The sequence below is a fragment of the Tianweitania populi genome, assembly GCF_014652875.1.
Taxonomy (GTDB): Bacteria; Pseudomonadota; Alphaproteobacteria; order Rhizobiales; family Rhizobiaceae; genus Tianweitania; species Tianweitania populi.
Genome location: NZ_BMZQ01000002.1, coordinates 724904 through 740292 on the forward strand (window position 1 = coordinate 724904; position 15389 = coordinate 740292).

A 15389-nucleotide genomic window follows, 5' to 3' on the forward strand; every position below is an offset into this window, starting at 1 on the left:
ATCTACTGCGCGAGATCGGCGACCAGCGCATCCAGCACGCTCATGCCGGCGGGCGTGGCGCGCAGACGGCTGTTGCCGATCGATTCCACCAGACCTTGCCCTTGCAGGAAGCTGAGGCGTTCCGGCTCGAAGCCGCGACCGGCCAGCGCCTCATAGCGATGCACTTCGATGCCTTCGCGCAGGCGCAGGCCCATCAGCAGAAGCTCGTCGGCTTCTTCCCAGGGCGTGAGTTGCTCGCCTGACGTGACGCCGGTGCCGTTCTGCTCGACGGCGGCCAGCCAGTTCTCAGGGTGGCGCTCGGCAATGGTGACGATCCGCTGACGGCCTTCCACGAAGCGGCCATGGGCGCCCGGCCCGACACCGACATATTCGCCATAGCGCCAGTAGGTCAGGTTGTGCCGGCTTTCAGCGCCTGGAACGGCGTGGTTCGAGACTTCATAGGCCGGAAGCCCAGCCTGCTCCGTGACCACCTGCGTCAGTTCATAGAGATCGGCCGCGTGATCGGGATCGGGGATGGCGAACTTCTTGGCGCGATGCAGCGCATAGAACGGCGTGCCTTCTTCGATGGTCAGCTGGTAAAGCGATAGATGGTCGGCGGCATAGCCGATCGCCTCGCGCAACTCCGCTTCCCAGGCATCCAGCGTCTGGTTGGGCCGGGCATAGATCAGGTCGAAAGACAGGCGCGGAAAAATCTCGCGCGCCAGTTCGATGGCGCCCAGCGCATCGGCGACATTGTGCATGCGGCCGAGGAAGCGCAGATCGGTGTTGTTCAGAGCTTGAACGCCGAGCGAGACGCGATTGACGCCCGCTGCGCGGTAGCCCCGGAACCGCTCGGCTTCAACGGAGGTGGGGTTGGCTTCCAGCGTGATCTCGATACCGTCCGGCACAGTCCAGTTCGCGGCCACCGCATCAAGTACGGCACCCACCGTTTCCGGCTTCATCAGCGAGGGCGTGCCGCCCCCTAGGAAGATCGAGGTGACTTCGCGCGGGCCGGTGCGCTGGCGCATTCCGGCCATCTCGCGCCTAAATGCCTCGGCGAAGCGTTCCTGGTCCACCGGCTGGTGGCGGACATGGCTGTTGAAGTCGCAATACGGGCATTTGGCCGCGCAAAATGGCCAATGAAGGTAAACGCCGAAACCCGGCGAGCCGTCGTCGCGCTTCACTCAGCCGAGACCACTGGAACAACGCCCAGCCGGGCGTGGGCAAATTTCTGGAAAGCGCGGGCACGATGCGACAAGGCATCGGCCTGTCCCGGCTTCCAGCCGTGCTTTTCCTCTGCGGTCATTTCACCGAAGCTGAGCTCGAAACCATTCGGCACGAACACCGGATCATAACCGAAGCCGGTATCACCACGCGGCGGCCAGATCAGCTTTCCTTCGGCTTCGCCCCGGTAATATTCCGCTTCGCCATCGGGGAAAGCCAGGCAGATCACGGCCACGAAACGGCCCGTCCGCTTGTCAGGATCGCTGGCGTCCACCGCCTGCAACCGATCCTCGACCTTGCGCATGGCCAGGCCGAAGTCACGCGTTCCATCCTCGGTTTCCGCCCAGTTGGCGGTGTAAACACCGGGCTCGCCACCCAGCGCATCGACGCACAGGCCGGAATCGTCGGACATCGCCGGCAGGCCGGTAGCCTTGGCGGCAGCGAGTGCCTTGATCAGGGCGTTCTGCTCGAAGGTCGTGCCGGTTTCATCCGGCTCGGGCAGGTTGTAATCGGCGGCCGATTTCGCTTCGAGACCAAAGGGCGCGATGAGATCGGCAAATTCACGCAGCTTGCCCGCATTGTGGCTGGCCACCACGATGCGGTTGCCGATCGGGCGCAAGGTGTCGGCCATCAGGTAACTCCCCAAATCTCCGGGTTTGCGAATTCCAGCGAGTTGCCCGCCGGATCGCGGAGATAAATCGAGCGTCCGCCTTCCGGCCAGGCGAACTCGCTTTCGATAGCGATGCCAGCTCGGCGCAGCCGCTCCTTCCAAGCGTCGATCTCAGCTTCCGAAGCGCGGAAGCAGAGATGCCCCGGCCCCTTCGCGCCATGCGGCGGTATGGGAAAGCGGGAGTCGGGCGCCGGCGGCTCGATCGTGGCATCCGGATTGAAAAGGAGCAGCACGCCCTCCCCGCAGCGCAAAAAGACGTGGCGGCCTTCCACCTTGCGGATCACCGACAGCCCGAGCACACCCGTATAGAATGCTTCCGCCGCGTCGAGATCATCGACGTAGAGAGCAGATTCCAGGATGGCGGCGGGCTGCATCGGTCTGCCTCAGCCGATCGCCATCTGCTGCAGGCTGACGAGGCGGGCGATGCCAGTCTTGGCAAGGCCCATCAACGCGCTGAACTCTTCTTCCGAGAAAGGCGCTCCTTCGGCCGTGCCCTGGATCTCGACGATGCCGCCCTTGCCGGTCATCACGAAATTGGCGTCGGTCTGAGCAGCCGAGTCTTCGAGGTAATCGAGGTCGATTACCGGCTGGCCCTCATAGATGCCGCAAGAAATCGCCGCGACATGATCCTTCAGCACCTTGTTGACGCTGATCATCTTGCGCGCTTCCATCCAGGACAGGCACTGATGCAGCGCCACGAAACCGCCGGTAATGGCCGCCGTGCGCGTGCCGCCATCGGCCTGGATAACATCGCAATCCACCGTGATCTGCACTTCGCCGAGGGCTGCCATATCCACCACCGAGCGCAGCGAACGGCCGATCAGGCGCTGAATTTCCTGCGTGCGGCCACCCTGCTTGCCGGCCGCTGCTTCACGGCGCATGCGGTCACCCGTGGCACGCGGCAGCATGCCATACTCCGCCGTCACCCAGCCCTTGCCGGTGTTGCGCATCCAGCCTGGCACGCGCTCTTCAAGGCTTGCCGTGCACAGCACATGCGTGTCGCCGAACTTGACGAGGCAGGAGCCCTCCGCATGCTTGGACACGCCACGCTCAAAAGAGATGGCGCGCATTTCATCGGGCTGGCGCTTGGAAGGTCGCATGCAAAGGTCCGGTCATGACTGGAGAACTGAGTTGCCGGCTTGTAACGGTGCCAGCGCCGCCTTGCAAAGAAAAAGGCGGCCTTGGCCGCTTATCCCGGGAGTTGCAGCGATCATCGCTGTTGTGCCGTTGCCGCTTCGCCATATATTTCGTGGATCATGATCCCGACCATCCATAGCGCAGCTTTCAAGCGATGACCTTTCCGCTGACCGATCCGGCATTGGCCGCGCTCGATGCGCGCTCGCGCGACATCTTCCGGCTGATCGTCGATGCTTACATGCGCGACGGCGAGCCGCTGGGGTCGCGCAACCTGTCGCGCATGCTGCCGGTGAACCTGTCGGCTGCCACCGTGCGCAATGTGATGAGCGACCTCGAACATCTCGGCCTCATCTATTCGCCGCACACTTCCGCCGGCCGTTTGCCGACGCAGCGCGGCCTCCGCTTCTTCGTCGACGCCTTCATGGAGCTGGGCGATCTTGGCGAAGACGAACGCCGCGTGATCGACGCGCAGGTGAAGGCATCGGGTGCGGGCTCCAGCGTGGAAACCATGCTGACCGAAGCCAGCCAGATGCTGTCCGGCATGTCGCGCGGGGCCGGCCTTGTGGTGGCGGCAAAGAGCGAAATTGCCCTGAAGCACGTCGAATTCATCCAGTTGGAGCCGACCAAGGCGCTGGCGATCCTCGTGTCGCAAGGGGGCGAGGTCGAAAACCGCATTCTCGATCTGCCGGCGGGCATCGCGCCGTCGCAGTTGCAGGAAGCCTCCAACTTCCTCAACGCCCATATACGCGGACGCACGATTTCCGAGGCGCGCTCCGACATCGCCCGTCTCGTGGAAGAAACCAGGGGAGCACTGGACGCGCTGTCGCAGGATCTGGTGACGCGCGGTCTCGCGGTTTGGGCGGGGTCCGAAGGCGGCTTGCCGGCAAGACTGATCGTGCGCGGGCGCGCCAACCTGCTCGACAACCTCAACGCGGCCGCCGACATCGAGTTGTTGAAGCACCTGTTCGAGGATCTCGAAGCGCAGGAAGGTCTGGTGCAGTTGCTCGACCTTGCCGACGAGGGTTCGGGCGTGCGCATCTTCATTGGTTCGGAAAACAAGCTGTTTTCCTTGTCCGGCTCTTCGCTGGTTGTGGCACCCTATCGCGACAAGGATTCGCGGGTGATCGGCGCGCTTGGGGTAATCGGGCCGACGCGGCTGAACTATGCGCGCATCGTGCCGATGGTGGATTACACCGCGCAACTGATTAGCCGCATGCTGCGCTAAGAAACCCGCGACCATCACATGCACTTGATTTTAGCGGTCCGGCACTCGATATCGGGCGCAAATCACAACTCGCAAATATTACGAACGACGGGATGAGCCATGACTGACGAGGCAAACCAGAATCGCGAACCGGAAGAGGCCGAAGCCCCCGCTGTTGAAGCGCCTGAATTTGCTGCCGACACCGAAGCTTTCCTGCGCTTGGCTGCGGAAAACGAAGAGCTGAAAGACCGCTCGCTTCGCATCGCTGCCGAAATGGAAAATCTGCGCCGCCGCACCGCGCGTGACGTGGCTGATGGGCGGACTTATGCCGTAACCAACTTCGCCCGAGACATGCTGGCCGTCTCCGACAATCTGCGCCGTGCGCTGGACGCCATTCCCGCCGATGCGTTGGAAAGCGGCGATGCCGGCTTCAAGGCCCTGGCCGAGGGCGTCGAGATGACCGAGCGCGCCATGCTTTCGACGCTTGAGCGTCACGGCGTGAAGAAGCTCGAGCCACAGGGCGAGAAGTTCGACCCGAACTTCCACCAGGCGATGTTCGAAGTGCCGAACCCGGACGTGCCGAACAACACGGTCGTGCAGGTCGTTCAGAGCGGCTATGTGATTGGTGACCGCGTGCTGCGCCCGGCCATGGTGGGCGTGGCGAAGGGTGGTCCAAAGGAAATGCCGGCCGAGCCTGCCGCCGCCGCGCCGCAAGCCGACACGCAAGCCTAAAGCCGCGTCCTCATTAAACCCGGCGCCGTTCCTTGCGCGTCGGGTCGCCTGATCGTTCGGGGGAACGGTTTATGGATCTTATCCAGGTGCTGGATTATGCCGGCGTGGCTGTTTTTGCCGCGACCGGCGCTTTGGCTGCGTCACGCAAGGAACTCGACCTGATCGGGTTCCTGTTTCTCGCCGCCCTAACCGGTGTCGGCGGCGGCACGGTGCGCGATGTGATCCTCGGACTTCCGGTGTTCTGGATCGTGCAGCCGCTTTACATGATCATCTGCGCCGGCGTGGCGCTGCTGACCTACTTGACCGCTCACCTCGTGGAATCCCGTTACAAGCTCCTTTTGTGGCTCGATGCGCTGGGGTTGAGCGCTTATTGCGTGCTTGGCGCGTTCAAGGGCTTGGCCAGCACCGGCTCGATCACCGTGGCCATCATCATGGGCATGCTGACGGCGGCCTTCGGCGGCATCATGCGCGACACGCTGGCTGGCGAGCCTTCCGTGCTGCTGCGGCCGGAAATATATGTTTCGGCGGCCATGGCGGGGGCGGTTGTTTATACGCTTGTCGCGACACTTGGACTGCCGACCACCGCCGCTGCCCTGCTCGGCATGGGCACAGCCTTCCTGATCCGGGCGGGCGCGATCCGGTTTGGCTGGACCATTCCGACCTATCGCTCACGGCCGGGACGACGGCCCGAAGACATCCAGTAGCTTACAGCAATCCGGCTTCGCGCGCGGCATTGCCCAGGTTCTTGTGCGGGCGCGGCCCGACCTGCTGGATCACCAGCCCGGCGGCCAGCGAACCGAGATTGCCACAGGTCGGCAGATCGCGGCCTGCCGTATAGCCGAACAAGAAACCGGCCGCGTAAAGATCTCCGGCGCCCGTCGTATCCACAAGCTCTGCGATCTCGATCGCCTTCACGGCGACCGTGTCCGCACCCCGCACGATCACCGACCCCTGTTCGGAACGCGTGACGGCCGCTAGCTTGCAGTCGCGGCGTACCGCGTCGAGAGCGGCCTCGAATGAGGCGGTCTGGTAGAGCGACTTCAGCTCGCTTTCATTGGCAAATACGATGTCGACCGTGCCCGAGCGCATCAGATCGAGGAACTCGTCGCGATAGCGATCGACGCAGAACGGGTCGGACAGCGTCATCGCGACTTCGTTGCCCGCGGCATGCGCCAGGCGAGCCGTTTCGCGGATGGCATCCTTAGCGAGCGGCGGGTCCCACAGATAGCCCTCGAAATACGTGACCTTGGCGCCTTCGGCTTTCTCCGGTTCCACGTCATCGGGCCCGAGCTCGACGCAGGCGCCGAGATAGGTGTTCATCGAGCGCTCGCCATCCTCCGTTACGAAGATCATGGATCGCGCCGTCGGCGTTTCGCCACTCAGGGGCTTGGTGTCGAAGGCAACCCCTTGGGCGCGGATGTCATGGGTGAAGATCCGGCCGAGATGATCGTCCCGCACCTTGCCGAAATAGGCCGAGCGCGCGCCGAAGCTGGCAATACCGGCCGCAGTATTGCCGGCGCTGCCGCCCGAGGCTTCGATTGCCGGTCCCATGCGGCTGTAAAGCAGTTCGGCGCGCTCCGCGTCGATCAGGTTCATCGCGCCCTTGATGATACCGTTCTCGACCAGGAAATCGTCTTCGCAGCGGGCAATGATGTCGACAATCGCGTTGCCGATGCAAAGTACGTCGTACTGGGTCATGAAAACTGAGGGTCCGGTCGATCGAAAAACAGAAGACCGGAGCGATCCTCAGGTCCGGTTCCGTTTAACGCGGGTGATGCGCATTGCCTAGCTTGGCCGCGCATCTTATCTGCGGAGCGACTTGGATCAGGAGCTTTCCACATCATGATCATCGACAGCGCGCGCGCAGCCGCCGGTCATCTGTTCAGCGCCCCGTTCCGTGCCGTGCTGTTCAAGTCGCTGGGCTTGAGCATCCTCGTGCTGATCGCGCTATGGTTCGGCCTGACGCGGTTGTTCGACTGGATGGCGCTGCCGCTGCTCGAAGGCCTGTTCACCGGCGCGCCTGCCTGGGGCGAATGGGTCGGCTTCTTCACCGCCATCCTGGCCGGCCTTGCCGTTGCCGCCGGGCTGGCGCTGCTGATTGCACCGGTCACGGCCCTGATCGCCGGGTTGTTCATCGACGACGTTGCGGAACGCGTCGAGCAAATCGACTTTCCCCAGGACGCACCCGGCCGCGCCATGCCGATCGTTCAGGGCGCCTGGTTGTCGATCAAGTTTTTCGGCGTGGTGATCCTCGGCAACCTGCTGGCTCTCGCGCTGCTGCTTATACCCGGCGTCAACATCGTCGCCTTCTTCGTGGTCAACGCCTATCTGCTCAGCCGCGAATTCTTCGAGTTCGCCGCCATGCGCTTTCGGCCCGAGGCGGAAGCCAAGGCGCTGCGCCGCAAACATGCCGCGACCGTGTTTACCGCCGGTCTGGTGATCGCCGGCCTTTTGGCCGTGCCGCTGCTCAACCTGCTGACGCCGCTGTTTGCCGCCGCCATGATGGTGCATCTGCATAAGCGCATTTCCCAACGCGAGCAGTTGCCAGTCCGCTAGCGATCCGCCGCGATTTCGGCCTGAACGGGGTCAAGCACCTCGATCGGCACCAAAGGTGCGGGAATGTCCGTCGTCTTCTCGTCGGCCTTGCACAGGTCGGCGATCACACAGGCCGGACATTCCGGCTTGCGCGCCTTGCAGACATAGCGACCATGTAGGATCAGCCAGTGATGGGCGTGGCGCAGATAGTGTTCGGGAATGACCCGGACGAGCTTGTCCTCGACCTCTTCCGGCGTCTTGCCCGGCGCAAATTTCAGACGGTTGCCGAGCCGGAACAGGTGTGTATCCACGGCCATGGTGAGCTGACCGAAGGCTGAGTTCAGCACGACATTGGCGGTTTTGCGGCCGACGCCCGGCAGTGCGACCAGCGCCTCGCGCGTATCCGGCACCTCACCGTTGTGGTCGCGCAGCAGGGCTTCCGATAGCAGCGCGACATTCTTGGCCTTGGCCCGCCAGAGGCCGATGGTGCGGATGTATTCGGCAATCCTGGCTTCGCCCAAAGCAGCCATCTTGGCCGGCGTGTCGGCCACCGCAAACAAGGCACGCGTCGCCTTGTTGACACCGGCGTCGGTGGCTTGTGCCGAGAGCACCACGGCAACGAGCAAAGTGAACGCGTTGACGTGCTCCAGCTCACCTTTGGGCTCCGGCCGCTGCACGGCAAAGCGGCGGAAGATCTCCTCTATCTCGGCTTCCGCGTAGGGTGACTTCCAGCGCGGCTTGGCGCGCTTTACGCCCTTCGCCACGGGCTTGCCGGTCAACTTTTTTGGCGCAGGCGCGTTGCCAGCAATTTCAGGCTTGGGCTTTGTCATCGGCTCTCTATAATCCCCGCAATGGCCGAGACCAACGCTGCCGACACGCCAATCTTCCGCGCCTTGTTGACGCCGCATCGCTCACTGGGGCCGCGCGGTTTTCGCGTGCTGATGGGCATCATGGTCGCGGGAAGCCTGATCTGCGGTCTGTTCTGCATAGCGATCGGCGCTTGGCCGATCTTCGGCTTCTTCGGCCTCGATGTCCTCATCCTCTACATCGCCTTCAAGCTGAATTATCGCTCGGGCCGCGCGCGCGAAGAAGTTTCGGTGTCGCGCACCTCGCTCGATATCCGGCAGGTCGCGCCCTCGGGCCTAGCGCGCGAACACCACTTCAACCCGTTCTGGGCGCGCTTTGCCGTGTCGCGGCATGAGGAGATCGGCATCACGCGCATGGACGTGGAAGCACAAGGGCAGCAGGTGCAGATCGGCAGCTTCCTCAATCCCGACGATCGCGAAAGCTTCGCGAAGGCCTTTGGGCGCGCGCTGGCAACGGCAAAGGCCGGCTGATCAACGCAACAGGAAACCCGCCGCCAGCGGATCGTCCGCTTCGACGCTGAAGCGCGCCGTGCCCGAATAGAAGGCTCGCCCCGATACCCGGGCCACCACGGCATCGAATTCGCCGAGTTTCTCGCGTCTCACGACTGCGCCGGTGAAGTCCGCGCCCGTAATGCTGCGGAAGGTTCGCATTTCATCCTGTGGCAAAGGCTTCTTGGCATGCATGGCGGCAAGACGAGCCGTAACGCCCGACCCCGTCGGCGAGCGATCGACCTGGGCATCGGCAAAGACACAGACATTGGTGGAGGGCCGTGTCGATCCATCACCGCCATCCGTCAGGATCGAGCCGTACAGGAAAGCGAGGTCGGCGTGATCGGGATGTGAAAGCGGCACTGCGATCTTGGCGGCTTCGGTCAGGGCTGTCGCGGCATCCACGAAGTCGCGGATGCGCGAGCGGCCGAATTCCAGATCGAACTGGCCGGCATCGGCAAGCGCATAGAAGGCGCCGCCGTAAGCGATGTCGCAGGTGATCGCCCCATAGCCCGGCACCTCGACCGTCTGGTCTGCGGCAAACAGAAAAGCCGGAACGCTCTCGAACGAAACCGCGCCCGCCTTGCCATCCGCCACTTCGACATGCGCGACCACCATGCCGCACGGACATTCGATGTTCACGACGGTGACCGGCTCGACGGCTTCCACCAGCCCCTGATCAACGGCATAACGGCCCAGCGCGATCACCGCATGGCCGCACATGGTGGAATAGCCTTCATTGTGCATGAAGAGCACGGCAAGATCGGCGCCGGGCAGGTTCGGCTCAACCAGAAGCGCGCCATACATATCGAAATGACCGCGCGGCTCGAACATTAGCATGCGCCGGTAGTCATCGAGCCGATCGCGGACATAGGCGCGTTTCTCGAGGATCGTCCCGGATGGGATCGGCGGATAGCCTGATGTGATGATCCGAACCGGCTCGCCGCCGGTATGCATGTCGACGACGTCGATGGCGTTGAAAGGCATTGTCATGCCCTAGACTGAGGCCGATGTCCGGCGATCGTCAAGAGGGCGTTCATCCCACGAAAAAGGCCGGCGCCATTTGGACGCCGGCCCTGAATTCGAAAGCGGCGCGGCTGCTCTTGCAAGCGCCGGCGCCGCTTCCGTCAGCTGCGGAACCTGATCCGCTACTCCGCAGCCGACCTCTGCGCCACGCCGCCTTCGACAGCCTCGATGATGGTCGAGACGAAGGAGTCCAGATCGTCCGGCTTGCGCGCGGTGATCAGGTTTCCGTCCTGAACCGTCATCTTGTCTTCCCAGTTGGCGCCGGCATTGATCATGTCGGTCTTGATCGACTTGTAGGAGGTCGCGCGCTTGCCCTTCACCAGGCCGGCTTCGATCAACAGCCACGGCGCATGGCAGATCGCCGCAAGCGGCTTGCCCGTGCCATAAAAGCTCTTGATGAAGTCGACGGCCGACTTTTCGGCGCGCAACGTGTCGGGATTGATCTGACCGCCCGGCAGAACAAGGGCGTCATATTGGTCCGGAGCGACCTCAATCAGAGTCTTGTCGACGGGGACCTTGCTGCCCCAGTCCTTCTCATCCCAGCCCTTGATCTCGCCTGCTTCCAGCGAGACCACATCAACCGCTGCGCCAGCGCCACGCAATTTCTTCAGCGGCACTTCCAGTTCCGACTGTTCGAAGCCGTCGGTGGCGAGAATGGCGATGCGTGCCTGTTTTATCGAAGGCATGACAAATCTCCTGCTTAGGCGGCACGAATATCGGGCATGCGCCCGCTTCCGTGCTCGGGTTTTGCTCCCTCAACGCACCGGAAAAAGATTCGTTCACCGCATTTTGCAGGAGGATGCTGACCTTTGTCAGGCGCCGGTGGAGCCGAAGCCGCCTGTTCCGCGTGCGGTCGTGCCAGTCGCCTCGCGCAGTTCGAAGCGTGCCTGCACAACGGGCGCAACAACCATCTGCGCGATGCGCATGCCGCGCGTGATGGCGAAATCATCCTGGCCAAGATTGATCAGCAGCACTTGGATCTCGCCACGATAATCGCTGTCGATCGTGCCGGGCGTGTTCAAGCAGGTGATGCCATGCTTGAGCGCAAGACCCGAACGCGGCCGGATCTGCCCCTCGAAACCGTCCGGCAGTTCCATGATGAAACCGGTTGGGATCAAGGACCGACGTCCCGGCGTGAGGATGATGCGGGCATCGGCATGAACCGCCGCACGCAAATCCATGCCGGCAGCACCCGCCGTTTCGTAAGCAGGGATCTTGAGGTCTTCGCCATGGGTCAAGCGAACGAGGCCAATGGTGGGGATGGCGGAAAGTGTTGTCATGGAGCGGCGCCATAGCCGATCCAACGGTCCACGCCAAGCCAGGGTCGACTTTCCCTCGCGTGATCGCTATATGCGCGCAACCGAACGGATTCCCTTGTCATGCCAGAACCCATCCAGGAGGCGGTTGCCCGCCGCCGCACTTTCGCGATTATTGCGCATCCCGACGCCGGCAAAACCACGCTGACCGAAAAGCTGCTGCTGTTCGGCGGCGCCATTCAGCTTGCCGGTGAGGTGAAGGCCAAGAAGGACAAGATCCAGACGCGCTCCGACTGGATGAAGATCGAGCGCGAGCGCGGCATCTCCGTCGTCACTTCGGTGATGACCTTCGAATATGGCGACAACGTCTACAATCTGCTCGACACGCCGGGCCACGAGGACTTCGCCGACGATACCTATCGCACGCTGTCGGCCGTCGACAGCGCGGTGATGGTGATCGACGCCGCGAAAGGTATCGAACCGCGTACGCTAAAACTGTTCGAAGTCTGCCGTTTGCGCGACATTCCGATCGTCACCTTCGTCAACAAGATGGACCGCGAAGCGCGCAACACGTTCGAGATCCTGGACGAGATCGAGCAGAAGCTCGCGCTGGATACCGCGCCGATGACCTGGCCGATCGGCCAGGGCAAGACGTTTTCGGGCACGTATCACCTGTCGGAAAACGCCATGCGTCGCTCCGACACGGAAGCCGAGCGCACCAAGGTCAACGGGCCGAACTCGGCACATGTCGCCGGCTTGTTGCCGGAAAACGAGCGTGACACGCTGATCGAGGAACTGGAACTGGCGCGCGAGGCCTGCCGCCCGTTCGACATGAAGGCGTTTCGCGAAGGGCATCTGACGCCGGTTTATTTCGGCTCGGCGCTACGCAATTACGGCGTGCGCGATCTGATCGAGGCGCTTGGCGAGTTCGCTCCGCCGCCGCGCGCGCAGGAAGGCGACAGCCGCACCGTGCAGGCGACGGAAGAGAAGATGACGTCTTTCGTCTTCAAGATCCAGGCCAACATGGACCCGAACCATCGTGACCGCATCGCCTTTGTGCGGGTGTGCTCGGGCACGCTTCAGCGCGGCATGAAGGCCAAGCTGGTGCGCACCGGCAAGCCGATGTCGCTCACCGCGCCGCAATTCTTCTTCGCCCGTTCGCGCATCACCGCCGACGAGGCCTATGCCGGCGACGTGGTGGGTATCCCCAACCACGGCACGCTGCGCATCGGCGATACGCTGACCGAGGGCGAGGAAATCCTGTTCCGCGGCGTGCCGAACTTCGCGCCGGAAATCCTGCGCCGTGTTCGTCTTGGCGATGCGATGAAGGCCAAGAAGCTCAAGGAAGCCCTGCAGCAGATGGCGGAAGAAGGCGTGGTGCAGCTGTTTTCGCCCGAAGACGGCTCGCCGGCCATCGTCGGCGTGGTGGGCGCGCTGCAGCTCGACGTTCTCAAGGAGCGCCTGTCGGTGGAATATACGCTGCCGGTCGACTTCGAGATCGCGCGCTTTTCCGTGTGCCGCTGGATCTCGGCCGACAGTCCGGTGGAACTCAACCGCTTCATCGAGGCGCATCGCGGCGATATTGCCAGGGATCTCGACGACGACCCCGTTTTTCTCGCCCAGCACGAATTCGGTCTCAACTACGAGGCGGAACGCTGGAAGGCGATCAAGTTCGACGCCATCAAGGATTACCAGGTGCGCGAAGCGGCTTGAGCGCCGCAGCACCCAAACGAAAGCGACTAACCCATGACTGATTTCCCCGGCGTGCTCGCGCCTCTTGCGCAAGCATTGACCGAGCGCGGCTATTCCGCCCTCACCCCCGTGCAGGATGCTGTGTTGGCCCTCGAACCGGCCGGCGCAGACGCCCTTGTTTCGGCTCAGACCGGCTCCGGCAAGACGGTGGCCTTCGGCCTGGCCCTGGCGCCGACACTGTTGGAAGATGCCGAGCGCTTCGACGAGCCATCCCAGCCGCTGGCACTCGCCATTGCACCGACGCGCGAACTGGCCTTGCAGGTCAAGCGCGAGCTGGAATGGCTGTACGCCAAGACCGGCGCCGTGGTCGTTTCCTGCGTCGGCGGTATGGATATGCGCTCCGAGCGCCGTGCGCTGGATCGCGGCTGCCATATCGTTGTCGGCACGCCCGGCCGTTTGCGCGACCATATCACCCGCCATGGGCTCGATATGAGCGAACTGCGCGCCGTCGTGCTCGATGAAGCCGACGAGATGCTCGACCTCGGTTTCCGCGAAGATCTCGAATTCATCCTGGGCTCCGCACCTGCCGATCGCCGCACCCTGATGTTCTCGGCAACCGTGTCGCGCCCGATCGCCGAACTCGCCAAAAGCTACCAGCGCGATGCGGTCCGTCTCGCAACCACGTCTGAGCGGACGCAGCATGTCGACATCGAATATCGGGCGCTGACCGTGGCGCAGGCCGATCGTGAAAACGCGATCATCAACGTTCTGCGCTATTATGAAGCGCCGAATGCCCTCGTGTTCTGCTCGACCCGCGCGGCGGTGAACCATCTGACCGCGCGCTTCAACAATCGCGGCTTCTCGGTTGTCGCCATGTCCGGCGAACTCAGCCAGAACGAGCGCACCCATGCGCTGCAGGCCATGCGCGACGGCCGCGCCCGCGTCTGTATCGCGACCGACGTTGCCGCGCGCGGTATCGATCTGCCCGGCCTGGAACTCGTGATCCACGCCGATACGCCGACCAACCGCGAAACGCTGCTGCACCGCAGCGGCCGTACGGGTCGTGCTGGTCGCAAGGGCGTGTCGGTGCTGATCGTGCCGCAGTCCGGGCGCAAGCGCGTCGAGCGGCTGCTGAGTTCGGCCAATGTCCAGGCCAACTGGGCGCGTCCGCCATCGGCCGACGAAGTTCTGGCGCGCGACAATGAGCGCATCCTCCAAGACCCGGTCTTCACCGAGCCGCTGAGCGAGGACGAGACGCCCTTCGTCACCGAACTGCTCGCAAAGCATGGCGCCGAGGCGATTGCCGCAGCCTATGTCCGCACCTTCCGCGCCAAGAATTCGGCACCGGAAGATTTGATGGAAATCGCCGTCACCGGCGCGCCTGTTCCGTCCGAAAAGCGCGTTGAGCGCCGCGACGAGTTTGGTGAAAGCATCTGGATCTCGCTGTCGGTTGGCCGCAAGCAGAATGCCGAGCCGCGCTGGCTGATCCCGATGCTGTGCAAGGCCGGCAAGCTGTCGAAAAGCGATATCGGCCAAATCAAGCTGCAACAGGACGAGAGCCTGGTTCAGCTGGAGGCGCAGGCCGGTAACCGCTTCCTGCAAGCGCTGGGCAATCGCACGCTGGAACGCGGCATCACCGCTCGCGCCATCGAGGGCACGCCGGACTTCGGCGCGCCATCGGGCGGTTACGACAAGCCTCGCGGGCCGAAGAAGCCGCATCGCGGCCAAGGTCCTAAGCCGGAAGGTAACTGGAGCAAGCCCGCCGGCAAAAAGCCTTATGCCAAGAAGGAAGGCGGCTTCGACAAGCCGTGGGCTGACAAAGGACCGAGGAAGAGCAAGCCCTTCGGCGACAAGCCTCATGCGCCCGGCGGCAAGAAGTCCAAGCGCAAGCCGGACTGAGTTCGCCTAGACCTCGATGCCGTCGCCTGCTTCGATCAGCGAATGGAAGGCGATGCCATCGCGCGCCAGGAACTTGGCATAAGTCTGATGCCGCGCCTTGATGAAGAAGTCGCGGCAATAGCCTTCATGAACGCCAAGCACCGCCTTCGGCTTCAGGTCGCGGGCGAACGCATAAGCGCTTGTTTCGGTCAGGAAGGGCGCGGTGACCGGCAGGATCAGCAGGTCCATGCCCTTGTAATCAGCCAGCCGCGGATCGAAGGAATCGACGACATGCAGGATGCGGTCGTCGATTACGAAGGCCGTCACTTCCGGCAGGCTGTCGTCCAGAATATCCTCATGCTTGACGGTTATCGCCTCGAAGCCGATCGCACCGAGTGAGAAGCGGTCGCCGTCGCCGATCACCCGCGCTACCACCATACCCTCTTCCGCAAGCCTGGCGGCGACCTCAGCGTTGCCCGTAACCTCCGCCCCGCTCAGCCGCACGATCGCCTTCAAGGCGGCGACATCGAGATGATCGGGATGCGTGTGGGTGATCAGGATCTGCCTGACATCCTCGAAGTCGGCGACATTCACGCGGTCTTCGATAAAGGACAGGAAGCCCGGATCGATCAGGACCTTCGTGCCGTCCTTTTCCAGAACCAGACAGGAATGAATGAATTTGCGGATCAACATGCGACCTC

The 15389-nt window shown here is 63.1% G+C and carries 17 protein-coding genes; 7 read left to right on the forward strand and 10 right to left on the reverse strand.

Annotated features, from left to right (window positions below):
* Positions 1-2: 2 nt before the first annotated feature.
* Genes hemW through rph form a run of 4 tightly spaced genes read right to left on the reverse strand, consistent with a single transcriptional unit; the run spans position 3 to position 2973 of the window.
* Positions 3-1163, reverse strand: coding sequence for a radical SAM family heme chaperone HemW (gene hemW / locus IE166_RS12755; protein ID WP_189504393.1), 1161 nt, complete (start codon positions 1161-1163; stop codon positions 3-5).
* The gene (rdgB, locus tag IE166_RS12760; RefSeq protein ID WP_189504395.1) at positions 1160-1834 is read right to left on the reverse strand and encodes an RdgB/HAM1 family non-canonical purine NTP pyrophosphatase; all 675 of its coding nucleotides are present in this window, start codon (positions 1832-1834) and stop codon (positions 1160-1162) included. Before rdgB ends, hemW begins: the two co-directional genes overlap by 4 nt.
* A complete protein-coding gene (locus IE166_RS12765; protein WP_189504397.1) occupies positions 1834-2247 on the reverse strand; it encodes a VOC family protein in 414 nt (137 codons plus the stop codon). The genes rdgB and IE166_RS12765 overlap by 1 nt, the downstream gene beginning before the upstream one ends.
* A gap of 9 nt (positions 2248-2256) precedes the next feature.
* Positions 2257-2973: a ribonuclease PH gene (rph, locus tag IE166_RS12770; RefSeq protein WP_189504399.1), complete on the reverse strand. Its 717-nt coding sequence runs from the start codon at positions 2971-2973 to the stop codon at positions 2257-2259.
* A 191-nt stretch (positions 2974-3164) separates the two neighbouring features.
* Between rph and hrcA the strand changes: the two genes are divergently transcribed.
* The 3 genes from hrcA to IE166_RS12785 all read left to right on the forward strand — a co-directional run bounded on the left by hrcA (position 3165) and on the right by IE166_RS12785 (position 5650).
* Positions 3165-4235, forward strand: a complete 1071-nt coding sequence (hrcA, locus tag IE166_RS12775) for a heat-inducible transcriptional repressor HrcA (RefSeq protein ID WP_189504401.1) — start codon at positions 3165-3167, stop codon at positions 4233-4235.
* 99 nt (positions 4236-4334) lie between these two features.
* Positions 4335-4946, forward strand: a complete 612-nt coding sequence (grpE, locus tag IE166_RS12780; RefSeq protein ID WP_189504403.1) for a nucleotide exchange factor GrpE — start codon at positions 4335-4337, stop codon at positions 4944-4946.
* A gap of 71 nt (positions 4947-5017) precedes the next feature.
* Positions 5018-5650: a trimeric intracellular cation channel family protein gene (locus tag IE166_RS12785; RefSeq protein WP_189504406.1), complete on the forward strand. Its 633-nt coding sequence runs from the start codon at positions 5018-5020 to the stop codon at positions 5648-5650.
* A gap of 1 nt (position 5651) precedes the next feature.
* On the opposite strand, the gene IE166_RS12790 is transcribed toward IE166_RS12785, so the two are convergent.
* Positions 5652-6644, reverse strand: a complete 993-nt coding sequence (locus tag IE166_RS12790; RefSeq protein ID WP_189504408.1) for an adenosine kinase — start codon at positions 6642-6644, stop codon at positions 5652-5654.
* Positions 6645-6788: 144 nt separating this feature from the next.
* Here IE166_RS12790 and IE166_RS12795 point away from each other — a divergent pair, with 144 nt between their 5' ends.
* On the forward strand, positions 6789-7502 hold the full coding sequence (locus IE166_RS12795) for a sulfate transporter family protein (protein WP_189504410.1): 714 nt from the start codon (positions 6789-6791) through the stop codon (positions 7500-7502).
* Here IE166_RS12795 and nth read toward each other — a convergent pair.
* A complete protein-coding gene (nth, locus tag IE166_RS12800; protein WP_189504411.1) occupies positions 7499-8311 on the reverse strand; it encodes an endonuclease III in 813 nt (270 codons plus the stop codon). The genes IE166_RS12795 and nth overlap by 4 nt on opposite strands.
* A gap of 21 nt (positions 8312-8332) precedes the next feature.
* Here nth and IE166_RS12805 point away from each other — a divergent pair, with 21 nt between their 5' ends.
* Positions 8333-8818 carry a DUF2244 domain-containing protein gene (locus tag IE166_RS12805; RefSeq protein WP_189504413.1) on the forward strand — a complete coding sequence of 162 codons (486 nt, stop codon included), beginning with the start codon at positions 8333-8335 and terminating at the stop codon, positions 8816-8818.
* Here the strand turns inward: IE166_RS12805 and IE166_RS12810 are convergent, their stop codons facing one another.
* The 3 genes from IE166_RS12810 to dut all read right to left on the reverse strand — a co-directional run bounded on the left by IE166_RS12810 (position 8819) and on the right by dut (position 11142).
* Positions 8819-9829 (reverse strand): proline racemase family protein, encoded by a 1011-nt coding sequence (locus IE166_RS12810; RefSeq protein ID WP_385965726.1) that lies wholly within the window; start codon positions 9827-9829, stop codon positions 8819-8821.
* Positions 9830-9984: 155 nt separating this feature from the next.
* A complete protein-coding gene (locus IE166_RS12815; protein WP_189504415.1) occupies positions 9985-10548 on the reverse strand; it encodes a type 1 glutamine amidotransferase domain-containing protein in 564 nt (187 codons plus the stop codon).
* Positions 10549-10674: 126 nt separating this feature from the next.
* Complete coding sequence (dut, locus tag IE166_RS12820; protein ID WP_189504416.1) at positions 10675-11142, reverse strand: dUTP diphosphatase; 468 nt, start codon at positions 11140-11142, stop codon at positions 10675-10677.
* Positions 11143-11241: 99 nt separating this feature from the next.
* Here dut and IE166_RS12825 point away from each other — a divergent pair, with 99 nt between their 5' ends.
* Both IE166_RS12825 and IE166_RS12830 read left to right on the forward strand, forming a co-directional pair.
* A complete protein-coding gene (locus IE166_RS12825) occupies positions 11242-12831 on the forward strand; it encodes a peptide chain release factor 3 (RefSeq protein ID WP_189504419.1) in 1590 nt (529 codons plus the stop codon).
* Positions 12832-12864: 33 nt separating this feature from the next.
* Positions 12865-14709 (forward strand): DEAD/DEAH box helicase, encoded by a 1845-nt coding sequence (locus IE166_RS12830; protein WP_189504421.1) that lies wholly within the window; start codon positions 12865-12867, stop codon positions 14707-14709.
* A 6-nt stretch (positions 14710-14715) separates the two neighbouring features.
* On the opposite strand, the gene IE166_RS12835 is transcribed toward IE166_RS12830, so the two are convergent.
* On the reverse strand, positions 14716-15381 hold the full coding sequence (locus IE166_RS12835; protein WP_189504423.1) for an MBL fold metallo-hydrolase: 666 nt from the start codon (positions 15379-15381) through the stop codon (positions 14716-14718).
* Between the last annotated feature and the right edge of the window lie 8 nt (positions 15382-15389).